The following is an 18,265-nucleotide window of genomic DNA, read 5'->3' on the forward strand; positions in this document are numbered from 1 at the left end:
GGTTCGGTCCCGGAGTGGCAGCAGGTGCTCCGGCTCGCCTCTGCCGAGGCCTACGGTTGCGGGTCAGCGCCGGACTTCGACCGGCTTCCCCTGGTGCCGCTCTCAGGGTATCCGAGGGGCGCCGCGCCCCCCGCGTCAACCGGGGAGCCGCCGGTGGGACCATCCGTCCTCTGTGCGGACGTAGGCGTCCCGGGTGCTCGGGCCCTCGTCGTCCCCGCGCCAGAACGTGAGCCGACGCGGCTCGAGGTGGAAGCAGACCCAGGTCGGCGGCGGCGCGAGGTCCGGGTGCGCCTCGTCCGCGTCGTCGGCGCGGACGACGTCTCCGTGGGCGACGAGCTGTCGCGCGTCCTCGGGCCACACCACCACGAGCGCGGCCCGGGGATCGGTCGCGAGCTGCGTGACCTTCGACGCGCGGGTGTCGCTGTGGAACGAGAGCCGTACGCCGTCGAAGGCGTTGAGCATGACCGTCCGGGCGTCGGGCGCGCCGTCGTCGTCGACGGTCGCCAGGGTGGTGAGGAGCGGCGGCGACCCGGCCGGGCGGTCGAGCCAGTCCGCGAGGAGTGCCAGCGGGTCGTGGAGGTGGGTGTCGGGATCGACGTCGTGGCCGAAGGCGTTCACCGGCCCCACCGTACGGTCGGCGTGAACCGGTCGCCAGGCACCATGGCCCTATGCACCCGTCCGCTGCCACGACGACGCGCTCGTACGCGTTCGAGAACGCCGTCTTCGCGATGATCATCCCCGCCACGGCCCTCCTCGTGCCGTGGGTGTGGTTCGGTCGCGCCTTCCTCGGCGCTGGCGGCTGGTACCTGCTCTTCTTCGCCTTCACGGTGGTCCCGCTCCTCGTGCTCACGCTCGGGGCGACGACGGTGCTCGCGTTCACGCAGCGCCGTCCTGCGGGGACGGGCCGCCTCACCACGCGCCAGGCGTGCGCGCACCTGCTGCTGTGGGTCGCCCTCGCGGCGTTCGGCTTCTTCGTCGTCGACTTCGGCGACGCCTCGGACAGCGCCAACTCCGTGCTGACGGTGGCCGGGGACGGTGGCGAGACGCTGCGCGACCTTTCGACGACCCTCTCGCTCGTGGCGGGCGCGGTCGCCGCGGCCGCCTGGCTCTGGCTGCTCGTCGAGCTGGTCGTCGGCAACACCGAGTCCAAGCGGCGCCGCGACGCGGACGCCTCACGGCAGTGGCAGCAGTGGCAGGCGTGGCAGGCGCAGCACGGGGGTGCGCAGGCCTACGGCGAGCACCCGCAGCAGCAGCCCGGGCCGTCCTGGCCGCAGCAGCCGCCTGGTCCGCCGCGGACCTAGCGCAACCGCGGCACCTCCGGTAGAACTCGGGCATGCCGCTCCCCCGCTCGCGCACGCCAGCCCTGCTCGCCGTCGCCGCGGGGGTCTGGATCCTCGTCGACGTGGTACGGGTGTGGTCGCCGTCGCTGATCACGATCTTCGGCCAGGCCGCCTCGACGCCGCCGGAGCCGATGGGGGCGTACGCGCTGGGGTGCGTGGCGGTCGCCGTGGTCGTCGTCGCGGTGACGGCTCGCCGCGCCGCGACACCCACCCTCGCGGCGGCCCTCGTGGTCGCCGTCGCGGCCCGCGCGGGTCTGCAGCTCACCGACGGCGGCCGTCCGCAGCTCGTCCTCGCCTCCGTCGGCGTGGCCGCGTCGCTCACCTGGTTGTCGCTGGCCGTCGCACGCTACGGCGACGTCGCCGTCGTCGGTGTCGCGACGGGGCTCGCGCTGTCGGTGACGACCCACGCGGCGCTCGGCACCTGGGGCGCGGTGTGGCACCGCGACGCGTGGGGGTGGGTGCTGCTGGTCGCGCAGGTCGTGACCGCGCTCGGAGCGGCGTACGCGGCACGGGGCGGCGACACCCCTGCGAGCCCGGGGAGGCGGTTCGCCTGGCTCCTCCTCCCGGGCCTGCTGCTCGCCGGCATCGTCGTCGCGAACGCGGGACGGGCGAGCGCCGTCGCCGGCACGCTCGGGCTGGCGGTGGTCGCGGCGGCGTCGGTGGTGGCCGTCGGCACCGCGACGCTGCGTCCGCGTCCGGTCGTGGCGTGGACGGCCGCCGGCGTCCTGGTCGCGTCGGTCGCGCTCGTCCTGCTGGTCACCGTCGAGCGGGACGGCATCCCGGAGGTCACGCCCTCCTGGGCGGTGGTCGCGTTCGCGGTCGGGCTGCCCGCGCTCACGACGGTCTGGGCCGCGGCGGCCCAGGGCACCGGCACCTCTCCCGTCGCGGTGGCCCTGGGCGGCCTCGTGTGGGTCGCCCTGCTGTTCGTCTACTACGCCGGGTACGACCTGGGCTACCGCGCCGACCTCGTGGTCGTCGCAGCGGCGGCGGTGATCGGCGTGGTGGCCGCCTGGGGAGTCGGGTCCCGGGCGAGCGGTGCCGGGCCGGCCACGTCGGTGCTCCGGCTGCCGACGCTCGTCGCCGCCGGCGCGGTCGCGGCCCTCGCCGCCTGGTTCGGCCCCGACCTCACCGTGCGGCCGCTCGTCGACGAGATGTCCGACGCGCAGCAGACCACGCAGGTCGCGGCGTACAACGTCCGGATGGGCTACGGCATGGACGGCACCTTCCGCCCCGACGAGGTCGCCGAGGTGCTGCTCCGGTCGGACGTGGCGCTGCTGAGCGAGGTCGACCGCGGCTGGTACCTCAACGGCGGTCAGGACCACCTCGCGATCCTGTCCCGGCTGCTGGACCGCGAGGCGGTGTTCGCCCCGGCGGCCGACCCGGTGTGGGGCGACGCGGTCCTCTCCGTGGCGCCGGTCGGCGAGACGGTCGGGACGCCGCTGCCGTCGTACGGTGCGGTCACGGGGGCCCAGGCCCTGGCAGCACGGATCTCCGTGGAGGGCGTGCCGACGTGGTTCGTGTCCACGCACCTGCAGCCGAACGACGGTGACGAGGGCGTGCGCGACCAGACCGACGACCTCGCGACGGCCGTACGCGCCCGCCTCGACGACGGCATCCCGCTCGTGCTCGGCGGCGACCTCAACACGCGACCCGGCAGCGCGTCGTACGAGGTGCTCCTCGACCTCGGGCTGGTCGACGCCCTCGACGGAGCCGGCCCGACCTCGCCGGCCGACGCTCCCACGGTCCAGATCGACCACCTCCTGGTGACGCCGGACCTGGCCCCGTCGAACCCGGTGGTCGGCACGTCCCAGGCCTCGGACCACCTCCCGGTCGGCGTCACGATCGCGCCGCGCGGCGCCGGCGACGCGAGCGGCGTACCGTGACCGGATGAGCGCCAGACGGATCCTGCGCGGCGCCGTGGTCGGCGCCCTCGCGTCGCTCCCCGCGTCGTACGTCAAGGCCGTCACGGAGCCGCCGCTCCAGCGGGCCGCCGAGCGCCTCCTCCCACCCGAGTCGTGGCAGAAGCGGCTCGTCGGCGCGGACCCGTCGGGCCGCCCCGAGAACATGCCGCCGGCGGTGGTGGCCTCGGAGGTCGACGAGCTCCGAGGGGGCGCCGGGCTCGACGCCGAGCAGAAGATCCGGGCGAGCCGCACGATCCACTACGCTTTCGGCGTCGTGGTCGGAGCCGCGTACGGGGCGAAGGCCGAGTGGCTGCCGTGGGTGACCCGCGGCGCCGGAGCTCCGGCCGGACTCGCGCTCTACGGGATCACGCACGCCACCGCGCTGCCCGCGTTGGGGATCCAGGAGTCGCCCTGGGACCTGCCCCGCTCGGCGGTGGTCTGGGAGTCCGCGAGCCACGTGGTGTTCGGGGTGTCGCTCGAGCTCTCGCGGCGCGTGGTCGACCGGCTGCTGCCGTAGCTCCGCCCGCAGGGGCTCAGCGCACGACGCTCCACTGCACGAGGGTGCGCCGTGGCGTCCACGTGGCGGTCTCGCCCGCCACGACCTCCTCGACGCCGATCCGGACCAGCTCGCCGCCGTGCCGGCCGAACCGCCTGACCAGCGCGGCCTCGTCCTCGACCGTCACCGCGTGCACCACGAGACGGCCCCCGGGTCGGAGTGCGTCGTGGAGGGCGTCGAGCAGTGCGGCGTCGGCCGCCCTGCTCCCGACGAACACCGCGTCGGGGGCCTCGCGCCCGTCGAACGCCTCCGGACCGGTCCCTTCGACCACGCGCAGCTCGGGGACCCCGAGGTCGGCGGCGCTCTCCTTCACGTCCGCCACCTCCTCTGGGACGACCGCGACGACGGCGGACGCGAGCGGCTCGCTGCGCAGCCACTCGATCGCGACCGAGGGCGCGCCCGGCCCCACCGCCCACAGGAGGTCGCCCCCGGCCGGCGCCAGCCGCGCGAGCGCCGCGGCGCGGGCGTCCCGGCCCGCCACCGTCGTACCGGACCCGAACGCCGCATCCGGGAGACCCGGCACGCTCGACGTCGCCGAGCGGCGGGACGCGTCCGCGACGCAGGCCAGGCAGATGACGTTGAGCTCGGCGGAGACGCGGTCCTTCCAGCCCGCGGCGGTCGACTCCGTCCGCGACTCCGCAAGACCGCCGAGGTCGTTGAGGACGGTCATCGCGGTCTCGCCGTAGCCCTGCGCGACCAGCAGCGCCGCGACCGACGCGGGCGTACCTCCGTCGGACGACAGCACCACGAGCTTGCGGCCAGGAGCGAGGTGCGGGAGCAGGCGGCGTACGTCGCGCCCGACGAGCGAGACCAGCGACGTCTCCTCGAAGGACCACCGCATCCGGGCGCGTGCGAGCGACTCCGACGAGACGGTCGGGATCACCTCGACGTCGTCAGGCCCGACGATGCTCACCAGCGTGCTCGCGATCCCCGCGACGAAGGGGTCACCGGAGGCGAGGACCACGATGCGCTTGCCCTCGTACTCCTCGAGCAGGCCGGGCAGCGCCTCCGCGAGCGGGGACGGCCACTCCACGCGGACCTGCCACCAGGCCCACGGGACCGTCTCCAGGTGCCGCTTGCCGCCCATGACGACCTCGGCCTCCCGGACGAGACGCCGCGACTCCATCGCGAGCCCGTCCCAGCCGTCCGCACCGATGCCTACGACCGTGATCCGCTGCATGGTGGCAGACGCTATCCGTCAGGGAGGTCCCGCCCCAAGCCCGACCCGGAAGTGATCCAGCACACGTCCGCCATGCGGCGCGCCGAGGAGCGTACCGGTGACCCGTGCCTACGATCGTGCGGCGGAGGCCGCGACCGGCGCGGACCCCGAACGCCTCGAGAGGACGGCCTGGTCGATGACACGCGACGACGGGTTCCGAGCGACCCTGCCCGTCTCCGACCGCCACGTCCTCGTGGTCGGCGGAGGACCCGAGGCGCTCGGTCGGATCGCCGCGCTCCGCGACGCCGGGGCGCGGGTCACCGTCGTGGCGCCCGAGGTCGTGCAGTCCGTGCAGGACCTCGCCGAGCGGGGCGTCCTGCGGTGGCACCCCCGGTCGTACGACGCCGGGGACGTGTCCGGTCCGGACCTGGTCGTCGCCGCCTCGGGTGACGCCGCCCTCGACGCCCGGGTCGCCGCCGACGCCGCGGCCGCAGGGCGCTGGTGCTCCGTCCCCGACCCGACCGCTTCGACAAGGCTCACGGCCCCCGCACGCTCGTCGACGCCGTCGAGCAGGGGACGGGACGGCGGCGGCTCGGTCGTCCTGGTCGGGGGCGGACCCGGTGACCCGGGACTGATCACGGTCGCGGGCATGGAGGCGGTACGCAGCGCCGACGTCGTCGTGACGGACCGGCTGGCGCCGCTGGCGGTGCTGAGCGGTCTGGACGTCGAGGTCGTGGACGTCGGCAAGATCCCCCGCGGCCGGTTCACCCCGCAGGAGGAGATCAACCGGGTCCTCGTCGAGCAGGCCAAGAGCGGCAAGCGCGTGGTGCGCCTCAAGGGTGGGGACAACTTCGTGTTCGGGCGCGGGGGCGAGGAGCTCGAGGCGTGCGTCGCCGCCGGCATCCCCGTCGAGGTCGTCCCAGGCGTGACCTCCGCGATCGCCGGTCCCGCCCTCGCCGGCATCCCGGTGACGCACCGCGGGCTGAGCCAGGGCTTCACCGTGGTCTCGGGCCACGTGCCGCCGGGCGACCCCCGCTCCACGCTCGACTGGGGTGCGCTCGCGCGGTCCGGCACCGACCTGGTGCTCCTCATGGCCGTCGCCACGCTCCCCGCGATCACGGAGGCTCTGGTCGCCGAGGGCCTCGATCCTGCGACGCCCGCCGTCACAGTCGCCGACGCCGCGCTCCCGACGCAGCGGGTGGTGCGCGCCGACGTCGCGAGCATCGCGGCACGCGTCGCCGAGGCCGGCATCAAGGCCCCCGCGATCACCGTGGTCGGTCGCGTGGCGGGATTCGACCCCGGCGTTTGACCGTTCCGCCGCGCGGGTAACCCCTGCGCGACGGAAGGAGCGTGCCGTGCGCGTCGTGGTGACAGGAGCCAGCGGGAACGTCGGCAGCGCGCTGCTGCGCGAGCTCGGCAGCCGCGGCCACGACCTCGTCGGCGTCGCCCGCCGTGCTCCGGACCTCCCTCCGGGCGAGCACGGCTCGGTCCGCTGGCACGCCGCCGACGTGGCCGAAGACGTCCTCGACCCCGTGCTGGCGGACTGCGACGCCCTCGTGCACCTCGCGTGGATGTTCCAGCCGACCCACGACCCGGACACGACGTGGCGCGCGAACGCGGTCGGCACCCGCAGCGTCCTCCAGGCGGCGGCACGCACGAAGGTGCCGGTCGTCGTGTGCGCGTCGTCGGTCGCCGCCTACTCCCCCGCCGAGGACGACCGCCCCGTCGACGAGGACTGGCCCACCGACGGTCCGTCACCCGCGGCGTACTGCCGGGAGAAGGCGTACGTCGAGCGGCTGCTCGACGCCTTCGAGGCCCAGCGCCCGGACGTCCGCGTCGTACGGATCCGCCCCGCCTTCGTCTTCCAGCGCTCCGCGGCGTCGGAGCAGCGCCGCATCTTCGGCGCACCGGCGCTGCGCCCGTGGATGCTCGACCGCCGGCTGCTGCCGGTGGTCCCGGTCCCACGCGGGCTGCGTCTGCAGGCCGTGCACGCGGGCGACCTCGCCCGCGCCTACGCCGAGGCCCTCGAGCGGCCCGTCCACGGGGCGTTCAACGTGGCCGCCGACGACCTGCTGCGCCGCGACGAGCTCGGGCACCTGCTCGAGGCGCGCACGGTGGAGGTGCCGTCCCGGCTCGTCCGCGGGGGCATCGAGGCGGCATGGCGGGTCCGCCTGGCCGGTGCCCCGGGCGATCTCTTCGACGCCCTCCTCCGCATCCCCGTGATGGCGACGTCACGTGCCAAGGCCGAGCTCGGGTGGCAGCCGCAGCACTCCGCGGCGGACGCGCTCGACGCGATGATCACCGGCGCCCGCGAGGGTGCCGGTACCGGGCTCCCGCCGCTCGCACCGGACGCACCCGTCCCCTGAGTCGACCGCGCCCCCGCGCGCTGTCGCGTACGGGGGCGCGGTCTCCCAACGGACCTGAGCGGCTCGGGTCAGGTCGTCGGCGATCCTCCTGCGGGCTCCCCGACCTCCGGCAGCCGCTTCATGACGCGCGGATCCCCGGCGTCGGCGAAGTAGTCGCCCGCGATGGTCTCGTCGACGCCGTTGTCGACCTTGCCGGCGCGCAGGGCCAGCGTGATCACGGCGGCGACGACGACGTTGATCACGAACGCGGTCAGGGCGATGTAGCCCAGCGTCCCGATCACCGGGATCTCGGCGAGCGAGCCTCCGAAGTGCTTGCCGGTGATCGGGTTGATCACGTCGTACGCACTCATCGTGCCGTAGACCATGCCGACGGCCCAGCCGACGAGCAGGCCCCAGCGGTGGAACCACTTCGTGTAGAGGCTGAACACGATCGCCGGGAGCGTCTGCAAGATCCAGATGCCGCCCAGGAGCTGGAAGTTGATCGCGTTCTGCTTGTCCAGCGACAGCACGAACACCAGCGCGAAGATCTTCACCACCAGCGACGCCAGCTTGGAGACCTGCGCCTCCTGCTTCGCCGTCGCGTGGGGCTTGATGAACTCCTTGTAGATGTTGCGCGTGAACGTGTTCGCCGCCGCGATCGACATGATCGCCGCGGGCACCAGCGCTCCGATCGCGATCGCCGCCCACGCGACGCCCGCGAACCACGAGGGGAACATGTCCTCGAACAGCTGCGGGATCACCAGCTGCGCGTTCGGCTCGCCGTCAAGGCCGACCGGCTGCGTCCCGGCCGCGATCGCCACCCACCCGAGCAGCGCGAGCAGGCCCAGGATGAACGAGTACGCCGGCAGGATCGACGCGTTGCGCCGGATGGTGTTGCGGCTCTGGCTCGACAACGTCGCCGTGATCGAGTGCGGGTACATGAACAGCGCCAGCGCCGACCCGAGCGCGAGCGTCGCGTACGCCCAGTGGTTGTCCATCCCGGTCGGGATGAAGACGCCGGTCGGGGCCCCGGTCGCCGGGTTCTCCGACGCCATCTTGTCCGCGGCCGACCCGAAGACGGCGTCCCAGCCGCCGACCTTGCCGGGGAGGTAGACGATCGCGACGATGATCACGAGGTAGATCAGCGTGTCCTTCACGAACGCGATCACCGCCGGCGCCCGCAGGCCCGACGAGTACGTGTACGCCGCCAGCAGCGCGAACGCGATGAACAGCGGCGCGTCCTTCGCGACCCAGTTCGAGCCGCCGCCGAGACCGGCGACCTCGAGCACCGCCTGGATGCCGACCAGCTGGAGCGCGATGTACGGCATGGTCGCCAGGAAGCCGGTGATCGCGATAGCCAGCGACAGGCCGCGGCTGCTGTAGCGGCCGCGCACGAAGTCGGCCGGGGTCACGTAGCCGTGGCGGTGGCTGACCGACCAGAGCCGCGCCATGAAGACGAAGATGATCGGGTACAGGATGATCGTGTAGGGCACGGCGAAGAAGCCGGCCACGGCGCCGGTGGCGAACATCGCCGCGGGCACGGCCACGAACGTGTACGCCGTGTAGAGGTCGCCGCCGAGCAGGAACCAGGTGACCCAGGTGCCGAACTTGCGTCCGCCCAGGCCCCACTCGTCCAGCGACTCCATCGAGGCCGGGCGGCGCCAGCGCGACGCGTAGAAGCCCATCACCGTGACGAGGGCGAACAGGAGGATCAGGACCGTCAGGGCGACCCCGTTGACGTCGCTCATCGGCCCTCCTCCCCGTCGCGCCGCGGATCGGTGTCACGAGGCTCGTCGGCGTCCCAGGGGTCGCCGTCGAACAGGTCCGCGTCGGTCCGGTCGCCGATGTGCGCGCCCGGTGTCGTCATCGGCCGGTGCGGTCGCGCGACCAGCACGATCCGGTAGGAGGTGTAGGTCAGTCCGGCGGTGAGGAACACCCACAGGAACTGGTACCAGAAGAAGAACGGCCACGGACCCAGCTTCGGGTCCTCACGGGCGTAGGAGTCGACCCAGAGCAGGGCGATCACGGGGATGGCGAGCAGCACGGCGGCAAGCGTCAGGAGCGCCTTGTTCGCCGGCGGCGTTGTCTCGTGCACGGTCGGGTCCTCGGCCGTGGGAGGTGGTCCAGAGGTCATCGACAACCTTTCGTGTCGGGGCCCGGTCAGGGCCCGGAGCGGGCCGCACAGAGGGGCGACTGAGCAGTACCCCTGTGACAGCGGTCACACACCTTGCCAGCGCGACCGACACGGGTCCACGGCGGCGGGCCACCGCGTCGCCGAACGGTCGCGATGCGGCGCCGGACGGTCGGCGTGGGTCGCCCGACGGCGGGAGGCTTAGGGTGAGGAGGCCTCGTACAGACCTCGCGGAAGGCTTCCGATGACCCACGCCCCACTCGGCCGAGACCGCGTCGCCGCCCCCTCGGAGCCGGTACGACGCCAGGCCGCGGACCGTCTGGCCGGTCTCGCGACCCCTGCCGGAGCGCTCGGACGGCTCGGCGAGGCCGCCGTCTGGCTCGCCGCGGTGCAGGGGCAGTGCCCGCCGCGCCGTCCGCGTGACGTCCGGGTGGTGGTGTTCGCCGGCGACCACGGCGTCACGCGTCACGGCGTCTCGGCGTACCCCGCGGAGATCACCGCGCTCATGGTCCACCAGTTCCTCTCCGGGGGAGCCGGCGTCGCCGTGCTCGCCCGCGAGCACGGCGCGACGCTGCGCGTGCTCGACCTCGGCGTGGACGTCGAGCCGGACGCCTTCCCGCCGGAGGTCACCGCGCACAAGGTGCGCCGCTCATCAGGGGCGATCCACCTCGAGGACGCGCTGACCGCGTCGGAGACCGCGACGGCCCTGGCCGCCGGTGCCGCGGTCGCGGCGGAGGAGATCGCGGCCGGCGCCGACCTGCTCGTCGCCGGCGACATGGGGATCGGCAACACGACGCCGTCGGCGGCACTCGTCGCGGCGTCCCTCGGACTGTCGGCCGCGGACGTCACGGGCCGCGGCTCCGGCGTGGACGGCCAGGCCCTCGCGCACAAGGAGATAGTCGTCGCCCAGGCGCTGGAGCGGGCCGGGGACCGCGTGGCCGACCCGTTCGACCGACTGACCGCGCTGGGATCGGCCGACCTGGCCGCACAGGTCGGATTCCTCGTCGAGGCAGCCCAGCGTGGCGTGCCGGTGCTCCTCGACGGGGTGATCTCGGTGGCGTGCGCGCTGGTCGCGGAGGACTACGCGCCGGGGTGCTCGGCCTGGTTCGCCGCGGGGCACCGCTCGCCGGAGCCCGCCCAGGCGCTCGCGCTGTCGAAGCTCGGTCTCGAGCCGCTGCTCGACCTCGGCATGCGGCTCGGGGAAGGCAGCGGGGCCGTCGCCGCGATCCCGGTGCTGCGCTCCGCCGCCGCCCTGCTGGCCGAGGTCTCGCTGCTCGCCGACGTGCTCGGTGCGCAGGACGCCTGACCGGACCGTGGTGACCGAGCGGCCCACCCGCGGCGTCGTCGCCGACGGCGTGCTGCTCGCGGCGGGGACGTTCAGCACCGTGCGCTTCCCGGCGCCGTCGTCGGTCGACCGCGCCCGCGCCCGGGTGGCGATGCTGGTCGCGCCCCTTGCTGCGCTGCCGTTGGGCGTGGCCGCCGCGGCGGTGGCCGCCGCCGGTGACGCGACGTCGCTCCCGGCACTCGTGACGGGCGCCCTCGCGGTGGCGGTGGTCGCGCTCGGCACCCGTGCGCTGCACCTCGACGGGCTTGCGGACACCGTCGACGGGCTGAGCGCGCCGTACGAGCGCGAGCGGCGCCTCGCGATCATGAAGTCCGGCGACGTGGGGCCGGCCGGTGCGGTCGCGCTCGCGCTCGCCCTGCTCGTCCAGGCGGCGGCGCTGGGCGCGGTCGCGACGCGTCCCTACGGGTGGCTCCTCGTCGGCGTGCTGGTCTGCGTCGCCCGGGCCGCCGTGCTGGTCGCGTGCGCGGCGCCGGTGCCTGCGGCGACACCCGGAGGACTCGGCGCGGCGGTCGCGGGGTCCGTCCCGGTGCCGGCCGGCCTCGCGGTCGGGATCGCCTGCGCTGCCGTGATCGCGACGGCGGTCGCGGCGACGGGAGCTGCGTGGTGGTACGGGGTCGTGGCCACCGCCGTCGCCACGCTCGCCGTCCTGCTCCTCGTCCGCCGTGCCGTCACGCAGCTCGGCGGGATCACCGGCGACGTCATCGGCGCCTCGATCGAGGTGGCCCTGGTCGCGCTCTGCGTGGTCGCGTCGGCGAGCGCCTGACGTCGCGACCCGGTCAGAGGTGCAGGACGCGACCCGCGACCACGAGCGCGACCTCCTCGGAGGCCTCGGCGAGCCGCTGGTTCGTGATCCCGAGGACGTCACGGAAGATGCGTCCTGACCGGTGCCCCGGCACGACGCCGAACCCGACCTCGTTGGTCACCGCCACGCTCAGCCGGTCGCGCGCGGCCCACGCCTCGGCGAGGCTGTCGATGCGCTTGCCGACCTCCGGGCGCCACTGCGCGTCGGGGGCGTCCCAGGCGGCGAGCTCGTCGAGCACCGCCGTCACCCAGGTCCCGATGCAGTCGACCACGACCGGTGTCTCGGTCCCCCGCAGGGCGCTCGCGACCTCGGCGGTCTCGACCGTCGTCCACCCGGCGGGGCGGCGCTTCTGGTGCTCGAGCACCCGCGCCCGCCACTCCGGGTCGCTGTCGTCCGGGATCGGACCCGGCGCGATGTAGGTGACGTGCGGCTCGTGCGCGAGCAGCGACTCCGCGTACGTCGACTTGCCGGAGCGCACACCTCCGGTCACCAGCACCCTACGACTCATGTCCGCCCCTCTCGGCCCCGCGAAGGTCGTCCTGCTTCGTCCGCTTCGGGCAGCGTCGCACGGAGGCTCCTCGGACGCACCCCCGGGTCTCACGTCGCAGACACGGGACGGCCCGAGGTCGTACGGTCGTCACCATGACCGGGATGGGGCCGGCCCCGGCCGTGGTGCTGGCGGCGGCGCTCGCGACGGTGCTCGCGGGGTGCTCGTCCGCGGCCGACCGCGCCGGCGACGCAGCCTCCGAGGACACCAGGACCCCTGCGCCGCCGGCGACCTCGGGGTCCACCACCGCCTCCCCCGCGACGCTGCCCGGCGGCTGGCTCGCCGAGCCGCTCCCCGGTCGCACGCTCCCGGCGTCGCTCGTCGCGAGCGGCGGTCGTGTACTGGTCGGCGGCTCGACCGGCAGCGCCGACGAGACTCGTCCGCGCCTGCTCCTGCACGACGGCGCGTCCTGGGAGGACGTACCGCTCGAGCCCGCCACCGGGTACGGCGAGGTGGCGTCGCTCGTCCAGCTCGCGCTGGCGCCGACGGGCGAGGTCGTCGCCCTCGGCAACGCCATCGGCGGCGCGCACCTCATGCCGCGCTGGACCGCCTGGGCCGGCACGGTCGACGAGGTGGCCGAGGCGCCGCAGGTGTTCGAGACGTTCGGAGGGCCGTCCGCGGGCGGGCTGACCGGCGTCACCGCGTCCCCGGTCCCCTCGGTGGTCGGGAGCTGGGCGACCTCGCCGTCACGCCTGTCCCCCGCGGTGTGGCACGAGGATGCGGCGCGCTGGGTCCGCCGTACCGACGTCGGTTCCTTCGCCAGCCACGACGACGTCCAGGCGCTGCCGACGGCGGTGGCGGCGACCGCGACCGCGGTGGTCGTGGTCGGCACGGAGACCGTGACCGACGGCGCGGGGACCCATCAGGCCGCGGTCGCGTGGACCACGTCCGACCTGGGCCGGTGGCGGCGGCTCGCCCTCGGGCCGCGCACGGGCTCCTCCAGCGGTGCGACCGACGTCGCCTGCTCCGCCGACACGTGCGTCGTGGCCGGTTGGGTGGGCGGCCGGCTCGCCGGCTGGAACGTCGACACGCAGGCCGAGCGCGGCCGCGCCCCCGGCGACCCGACGGCGCGGGACGTCCGTCGGATTCCGCTGCCCGCGGTCGCGGTCGAGCCGTACGTCGCCAAGGCGCGGGCCGCGTACGACGGGGCGTGCGCCGCGATCGCCGTCGGCGCCGGATCCCGTACGGCGCTGGTGTCGGCCGACCTGACGCGCTGGTCCGCGACCCAGCTCCCGCAGCCCCACGTCACGCACCTGGCGATGGCCGACCGGCGGCTGTTCGTGCTCACTCCGGACGAGGCGACCGCACTGGTCTCGCACGAGGAGGCGTGCGAGCTCAGTCGGGGATGACGACGGCGAGCTCAAGGTCGCCGCACGGCAGCACCTCGCGCGAGCCCTGCACGTCGACCAGCGACCCCGTGGCGATCCGTGGCGACTGCGAGACCACGGCACGGCCCGCGCCGTTGACGACCGTCGCCCCGTCGCCGGCCTCACGCAGCGACGGCAGGAGCATGAGCTCGAGCGTCTCCACGAGGGTGTCCGCCCCGACGACGCCCACCATGACCCCGTCGACCACGACCGGCGCGGTCGCGGTGAGGACGTACTCGTCGGTGCAGACGTAGTCGACGTACGGCCCCGCGACGTGCGGCAGGCCGGTGCGCGCCGGCACCCGGAACCACTCGTGCCGCGTGTAGTCGAGCGGGTCGCCGCTGTCGGGCGCCTCCGCCTCGGCGAGGAGCTGGCGGTTCTCGCCCTGCCACCAGGCGAGGTAGAGCGCCTTGTCGGAGAGCACGTGGCGCGCGGCGACGAACCCCGATCCCATCAGCCGCTGGTCGGCCAGGGTGCGCCCGACCAGCGGGGCGATCGCGGCCGAGACCTCGCCGGCGCTCACCGGACCGGCGGCGAACAGCGCCTCCATGCGGACGCGCATCTCGTCGAGGTGGAGGAAGACGTCGGAGAAGTACGCCGAGACGACCGAGGCCGGCGCCTCGAGGTCGTGGGGAGCGTGGACCGCCATGCGCCCTCCTGCGTCAGAGTCCGCCAGAGTCGCTGGTGGTGCCCGAACCAGGCAATGCTGCCTTCTGCTCGAGCAACCACGCAAGGGATTGCGCGACATGCTCGCGGGCCTGCGCCCGGGCCGCGTCCCCGTCACCACCCTCCAGCGCGGCCAGCAGGGCGACCTGACGCCCGCGCGCCGCGGAGCGGAACGCGGGGTCCATGAACGGCAGCCTGACCAGCGAGCCGAACGCCGCCTCGAGGCGGACGAGCTCCCGGGTCAGGCGGGCCGACTGCGTGAGCGCGGCGATCGAGAGCGTCAGCTCGGCGTCCGCGTGACGCCAGCGGGCGGGGTCCGCCACGTCCTCGTCCGGCACGAGCTCTCGCAGCTGCGCGACGTCGTCCGCACCGGCGTACGCGGCGGCGACCTCGGCGCACCCCGCGACCACGACCGTGTAGAGGGTGGCGCGGTCGCGGAGCTCCACGTTGGAGGTCGAGGCGAGACGGCCGTTGAGCACCGCCTCGTCCGGGTGACGCGGGCGGTTGACGAAGCTGCCTCCACCGCGACCCCGCGTGGTCGTCACGAGGCCCTGGGCACGCAGGGCGACGAGCGCCTCGCGAGCCGTCACGGTGGCGACGCCGAGCATCGCGGCGAGCTCGGGCTCGCTCGGCAGGCGCTCACCGTCGGCGAGGACTCCGGAGTAGATGGCCTCCGCGATCCGCTTCTCGACGCGGGTGGCACGCCCCTCGTCCCCGAGCGGGGCGAAGATCGCGGACCGGGGATGGGCAGCAGGTCTGCGGGTCCGTGCCACGCGTGTCCTCCTCGCCCGAGATCGTCACAAAACCCTAACGGAGCAGCATTGATTATCTAACATCTGGTTCCATATCTTTATGTCGTTGTGCACCGACTCCTCAGGAGGCTGAATGACCGTGACGGACGTCGCCGACGGAGCTGCCCGCCGAGGTCCGGCGCAGGCCGCGATCAGCCTGCGCGGCCTGCGCAAGGAGTTCGGGAGCGTCGTCGCGGTCGACGGCGTCGACCTCGACATCGACCACGGCGAGTTCTTCTCGATGCTCGGGCCGTCCGGGTCGGGCAAGACGACCGTCCTGCGGCTGATCGCGGGCTTCGAGCAGGCCGACGCCGGCACCGTCACCCTCGACGGGACCGACGTGACCGCGCGGGCTCCGTTCGAGCGCGACGTCAACACGGTGTTCCAGGACTACGCCCTCTTCCCGCACATGAACGTCCTCGACAACGTCGCGTACGGCCTGCGGGTGCGAGGCGTCCGCAAGGCGCAGCGGCGGGCCCGGGCCCTCGAGGCGCTCGGCACCGTCCAGCTCGCGCACCTCGCCGACCGCCGCCCGACCCAGCTCTCGGGGGGCCAGCGGCAACGCGTCGCCCTCGCCCGCTCCATCGTCGTCGAGCCCTCGGTGCTGCTGCTCGACGAGCCGCTCGGCGCGCTCGACCTCAAGCTCCGCGAGCAGATGCAGGTCGAGCTCAAGGAGCTGCAGCGCGACCTCGGCATCACCTTCGTCTTCGTCACGCACGACCAGGAGGAGGCGCTGACGCTGTCCGACCGCATCGCCGTCTTCCGCGACGGGCGCATCGTCCAGCTCGGCACCCCGCGCGAGGTGTACGAGGAGCCGCGCGACCCCTACGTCGCCTCGTTCGTCGGCACCTCCAACCTCTTCGACGCCGCCACCTCCCACCTGATCCTCGGCCGCAACGGCGCCCACGCCCTGCGGCCGGAGAAGATCAGCCTCGCCGACGCCGGCGGCGTCACCAGCTCCGAGCCGGTCCGGATCTCCGGCGACGTCGTGGAGGCCCGCGGCGTCGTCGCGGAGACCATCTACCTCGGCTCGGCGAACCGGGTCATCGTCGACCTCGACGCGGGCCCCCGCCTGGTGGTCCTCGAGCAGACCACCGGCGCGCTCGCCGAGCGCGAGCACCGCGGCGACACCGTCTGGACCCGCTGGTCCCTCGACGACGTCGTCGCGCTCGACCACCGCACCGATCCCACGACCAGAGGAGACGATCGTGAGCACCAGCACTAGCCGACGGACCGGGAGGCGCACCCTCGGCGTCCTCGCGGTCGTCCTCTCCCTGAGCCTGCTCGGCGCCTGCGGGGGCGACGACGACAGCGGCTCGGACGACGCCCCGCAGGCCGTCGAGAAGCTCGGCGAGAACGAGGGGCAGGTCTCGATCCTGACCTGGCCCGGCTACGTCGAGGACGGCAGCAACGACCCGAACGTCGACTGGGTGACGCCGTTCGAGGAGGAGACCGGCTGCCAGGTCACCTCCAAGGTCTACGGGACCTCCGACGAGGCGTTCAACCTCGCCAAGACCGGCGAGTACGACGTGATCGCCGCGTCGGGCGACCTGTCGCTCCGCCTCGTCGCCGCCGACGAGGCGGCCCCGGTCAACACCGACCTGGTGCCCAACTACGAGGGGATCTTCGACTTCCTCAAGGACACCGAGTGGAACACCGTCGACGGGGTCAACTACGGGATCCCGCACGGCTACGGCGCGAACCTGCTGATGTACAACACCGACGTCGTGAAGCCCGAGCCCACCTCGTGGTCGGCGGTCTTCGACGACGCCTCGGAGTACAAGGGCAAGGTCACCGCGTACGACTCCCCGATCTACATCGCCGACGCGGCGCTCTACCTGATGAAGCACCAGCCGGACCTGGAGATCACCAACCCGTACGCGCTCGACGAGGACCAGCTCGCCGCGGCCGTCGACCTGCTCAAGGAGCAGCGGCAGAGCATCGGCGAGTACTGGTCGGACTACCTCAAGCAGATCTCCGCCTTCGAGACGGGCGACTCGGTGGTCGGCACCTCGTGGCAGGTCATCGTGAACTCGCTCGACAAGCCCAACATCAAGGCGATCCTCCCCGAGGAGGGCTCGACCGCCTGGAACGACACGTGGATGCTGTCGTCGCAGGCCGAGAACGTCAACTGCGCCTACGCATGGATGAACTACATCGCGAGCCCGAAGGCCAACGCGACCGCGACCGAGTACTTCGGCGAGGCGCCGAACAGCGAGGCCGCGTGCGAGGAGACGACCGACCCGAACCACTGCACGATCTACCACGCCGGTGACGAGGAGTTCTCCGACCAGCTCTGGTACTGGCGCACGCCGATCGCTGCGTGCCTCGACGGCCGCACGGACGTGGAGTGCACCGACTACTCGCAGTGGACCGCCGCCTGGACCGAGATCAAGGGCTAGCACCGGATGACGGTCCGACGCCAGGAGGTGGCCGCCTCTCGTGAGACGGGGGCGGCCATCTCCGCGTTCCTGAGCCGCCACCCGCGCCTGCGGCTCTCGTTCCTCCTGTCGGCGCCGCTGCTCTGGCTGGTGCTCGTGTACGTCGTCGCGCTCGCGGCGCTGCTCGTCACCGCGCTCTGGACCACCGACGCGTTCACCGGCGAGATCCAGAAGACGTGGTCTCTGGACAACATCGAGACGGTGCTGACGACCTCGCTCTACCGCACCGTGACCCTGCGGACGCTCGGGCTCGCGATCCTCGTCACCGTGATCGACGTGACGATCGCGCTGCCGATCGCGTTCTTCATGGCCAAGGTCGCCTCGCCGCGCGCCCGTCGGCTGCTGGTGATCGCGGTCCTCACGCCGCTGTGGGCGAGCTACCTCGTGAAGGCGTACGCCTGGCGCTCGGTCCTCTCGGGCGGCGGCCTCTTCGAGTGGCTGGGCCAGCCCTTCGGGATCCAGACGCCCGGCTACGGCATGACCGCGCTGATCATCACCGAGGCTTACCTGTGGCTGCCGTTCGTGATCCTGCCGATCTTCGCCGGCTTCGCGCGGGTCCCGGACTCGTTGCTGGAGGCGTCGGGGGACCTCGGCGGCTCGGGCGGCCAGACGCTGCGGTGGATCGTGATGCCGATGATCTTCCCGGCCGTCGTCGCCGGCGCGATCTTCAGCTTCTCGCTGACGCTCGGCGACTACATCGCGGTGAACATCGTCGGCGGCACCAACCAGCTGCTCGGCAACCTCGTCTACACCAACGTGGGCGCCGCCAACAACCTCCCCCTCGCCGCCGCGATCGCGCTCATCCCGATCGCGATCATCATGATCTTCCTCGCCGCCGTCCGCCGCACCGGCGCGCTCGAGAACCTCTAGGAGC

Annotated in this window: 18 protein-coding genes; 11 read left to right on the forward strand and 7 right to left on the reverse strand. The window is 73.6% G+C overall.

What is annotated here, in order from left to right:
• Positions 1-135: 135 nt before the first annotated feature.
• Complete coding sequence (locus tag ACQSSQ_RS14185) at positions 136-618, reverse strand: pyridoxamine 5'-phosphate oxidase family protein (RefSeq protein WP_431327724.1); 483 nt, start codon at positions 616-618, stop codon at positions 136-138.
• 50 nt (positions 619-668) lie between these two features.
• Between ACQSSQ_RS14185 and ACQSSQ_RS14190 the strand changes: the two genes are divergently transcribed.
• The 3 genes from ACQSSQ_RS14190 to ACQSSQ_RS14200 are packed head-to-tail and all read left to right on the forward strand — an operon-like array spanning position 669 to position 3,758.
• Positions 669-1,301 (forward strand): hypothetical protein, encoded by a 633-nt coding sequence (locus ACQSSQ_RS14190; protein WP_431327725.1) that lies wholly within the window; start codon positions 669-671, stop codon positions 1,299-1,301.
• 32 nt (positions 1,302-1,333) lie between these two features.
• Positions 1,334-3,223 carry an endonuclease/exonuclease/phosphatase family protein gene (locus ACQSSQ_RS14195; protein ID WP_431327726.1) on the forward strand — a complete coding sequence of 630 codons (1,890 nt, stop codon included), beginning with the start codon at positions 1,334-1,336 and terminating at the stop codon, positions 3,221-3,223.
• Positions 3,224-3,227: 4 nt separating this feature from the next.
• Entirely contained in the window at positions 3,228-3,758 is a 531-nt protein-coding gene (locus tag ACQSSQ_RS14200) for a DUF1440 domain-containing protein (protein ID WP_431327727.1), read from the forward strand.
• 16 nt (positions 3,759-3,774) lie between these two features.
• Here ACQSSQ_RS14200 and cbiE read toward each other — a convergent pair whose 3' ends face one another.
• Positions 3,775-4,977 carry a precorrin-6y C5,15-methyltransferase (decarboxylating) subunit CbiE gene (gene cbiE / locus ACQSSQ_RS14205; RefSeq protein ID WP_431327728.1) on the reverse strand — a complete coding sequence of 401 codons (1,203 nt, stop codon included), beginning with the start codon at positions 4,975-4,977 and terminating at the stop codon, positions 3,775-3,777.
• 97 nt (positions 4,978-5,074) lie between these two features.
• Between cbiE and cobA the strand changes: the two genes are divergently transcribed.
• Entirely contained in the window at positions 5,075-6,265 is a 1,191-nt protein-coding gene (cobA, locus tag ACQSSQ_RS14210; RefSeq protein WP_431327729.1) for a uroporphyrinogen-III C-methyltransferase, read from the forward strand.
• A gap of 46 nt (positions 6,266-6,311) precedes the next feature.
• A complete protein-coding gene (locus ACQSSQ_RS14215; protein WP_431327730.1) occupies positions 6,312-7,322 on the forward strand; it encodes an NAD-dependent epimerase/dehydratase family protein in 1,011 nt (336 codons plus the stop codon).
• A 68-nt stretch (positions 7,323-7,390) separates the two neighbouring features.
• On the opposite strand, the gene mctP is transcribed toward ACQSSQ_RS14215, so the two are convergent.
• Together mctP and ACQSSQ_RS14225 are read right to left on the reverse strand one after the other, a co-directional pair.
• Positions 7,391-9,049: a monocarboxylate uptake permease MctP gene (gene mctP, locus ACQSSQ_RS14220; protein WP_431327731.1), complete on the reverse strand. Its 1,659-nt coding sequence runs from the start codon at positions 9,047-9,049 to the stop codon at positions 7,391-7,393.
• Complete coding sequence (locus tag ACQSSQ_RS14225; protein ID WP_431327732.1) at positions 9,046-9,435, reverse strand: DUF3311 domain-containing protein; 390 nt, start codon at positions 9,433-9,435, stop codon at positions 9,046-9,048. Before ACQSSQ_RS14225 ends, mctP begins: the two co-directional genes overlap by 4 nt.
• Positions 9,436-9,676: 241 nt before the next feature.
• Here ACQSSQ_RS14225 and cobT point away from each other — a divergent pair, with 241 nt between their 5' ends.
• Entirely contained in the window at positions 9,677-10,738 is a 1,062-nt protein-coding gene (gene cobT / locus ACQSSQ_RS14230; RefSeq protein ID WP_431327733.1) for a nicotinate-nucleotide--dimethylbenzimidazole phosphoribosyltransferase, read from the forward strand.
• Complete coding sequence (locus ACQSSQ_RS14235) at positions 10,722-11,540, forward strand: adenosylcobinamide-GDP ribazoletransferase (protein ID WP_431327734.1); 819 nt, start codon at positions 10,722-10,724, stop codon at positions 11,538-11,540. The genes cobT and ACQSSQ_RS14235 overlap by 17 nt, the downstream gene beginning before the upstream one ends.
• 13 nt (positions 11,541-11,553) lie before the next feature.
• Here the strand turns inward: ACQSSQ_RS14235 and ACQSSQ_RS14240 are convergent, their stop codons facing one another.
• Positions 11,554-12,087 carry a bifunctional adenosylcobinamide kinase/adenosylcobinamide-phosphate guanylyltransferase gene (locus ACQSSQ_RS14240; protein WP_431327735.1) on the reverse strand — a complete coding sequence of 178 codons (534 nt, stop codon included), beginning with the start codon at positions 12,085-12,087 and terminating at the stop codon, positions 11,554-11,556.
• Positions 12,088-12,221: 134 nt separating this feature from the next.
• Here ACQSSQ_RS14240 and ACQSSQ_RS14245 point away from each other — a divergent pair, with 134 nt between their 5' ends.
• Positions 12,222-13,475 carry a hypothetical protein gene (locus ACQSSQ_RS14245; protein WP_431327736.1) on the forward strand — a complete coding sequence of 418 codons (1,254 nt, stop codon included), beginning with the start codon at positions 12,222-12,224 and terminating at the stop codon, positions 13,473-13,475.
• On the opposite strand, the gene ACQSSQ_RS14250 is transcribed toward ACQSSQ_RS14245, so the two are convergent.
• Together ACQSSQ_RS14250 and ACQSSQ_RS14255 are read right to left on the reverse strand one after the other, a co-directional pair.
• Positions 13,462-14,142, reverse strand: coding sequence for a PDC sensor domain-containing protein (locus tag ACQSSQ_RS14250; protein ID WP_431327737.1), 681 nt, complete (start codon positions 14,140-14,142; stop codon positions 13,462-13,464). The genes ACQSSQ_RS14245 and ACQSSQ_RS14250 overlap by 14 nt on opposite strands.
• A 13-nt stretch (positions 14,143-14,155) precedes the next feature.
• Positions 14,156-14,932, reverse strand: coding sequence for a FadR/GntR family transcriptional regulator (locus ACQSSQ_RS14255; RefSeq protein ID WP_431327738.1), 777 nt, complete (start codon positions 14,930-14,932; stop codon positions 14,156-14,158).
• A 112-nt stretch (positions 14,933-15,044) separates the two neighbouring features.
• On the opposite strand from ACQSSQ_RS14255, the gene ACQSSQ_RS14260 reads away from it, so the two are divergent.
• The 3 genes from ACQSSQ_RS14260 to ACQSSQ_RS14270 are packed head-to-tail and all read left to right on the forward strand — an operon-like array spanning position 15,045 to position 18,261.
• Positions 15,045-16,175 carry an ABC transporter ATP-binding protein gene (locus ACQSSQ_RS14260; RefSeq protein ID WP_431327739.1) on the forward strand — a complete coding sequence of 377 codons (1,131 nt, stop codon included), beginning with the start codon at positions 15,045-15,047 and terminating at the stop codon, positions 16,173-16,175.
• Positions 16,159-17,352: an ABC transporter substrate-binding protein gene (locus ACQSSQ_RS14265; protein ID WP_431327740.1), complete on the forward strand. Its 1,194-nt coding sequence runs from the start codon at positions 16,159-16,161 to the stop codon at positions 17,350-17,352. Before ACQSSQ_RS14260 ends, ACQSSQ_RS14265 begins: the two co-directional genes overlap by 17 nt.
• Positions 17,353-17,358: 6 nt before the next feature.
• Positions 17,359-18,261: an ABC transporter permease gene (locus ACQSSQ_RS14270; RefSeq protein ID WP_431327741.1), complete on the forward strand. Its 903-nt coding sequence runs from the start codon at positions 17,359-17,361 to the stop codon at positions 18,259-18,261.
• Positions 18,262-18,265 lie beyond the last annotated feature (4 nt).

It is taken from the genome of Mumia spirodelae (assembly GCF_050632745.1).
Taxonomy (GTDB): domain Bacteria; phylum Actinomycetota; class Actinomycetes; order Propionibacteriales; family Nocardioidaceae; genus Mumia.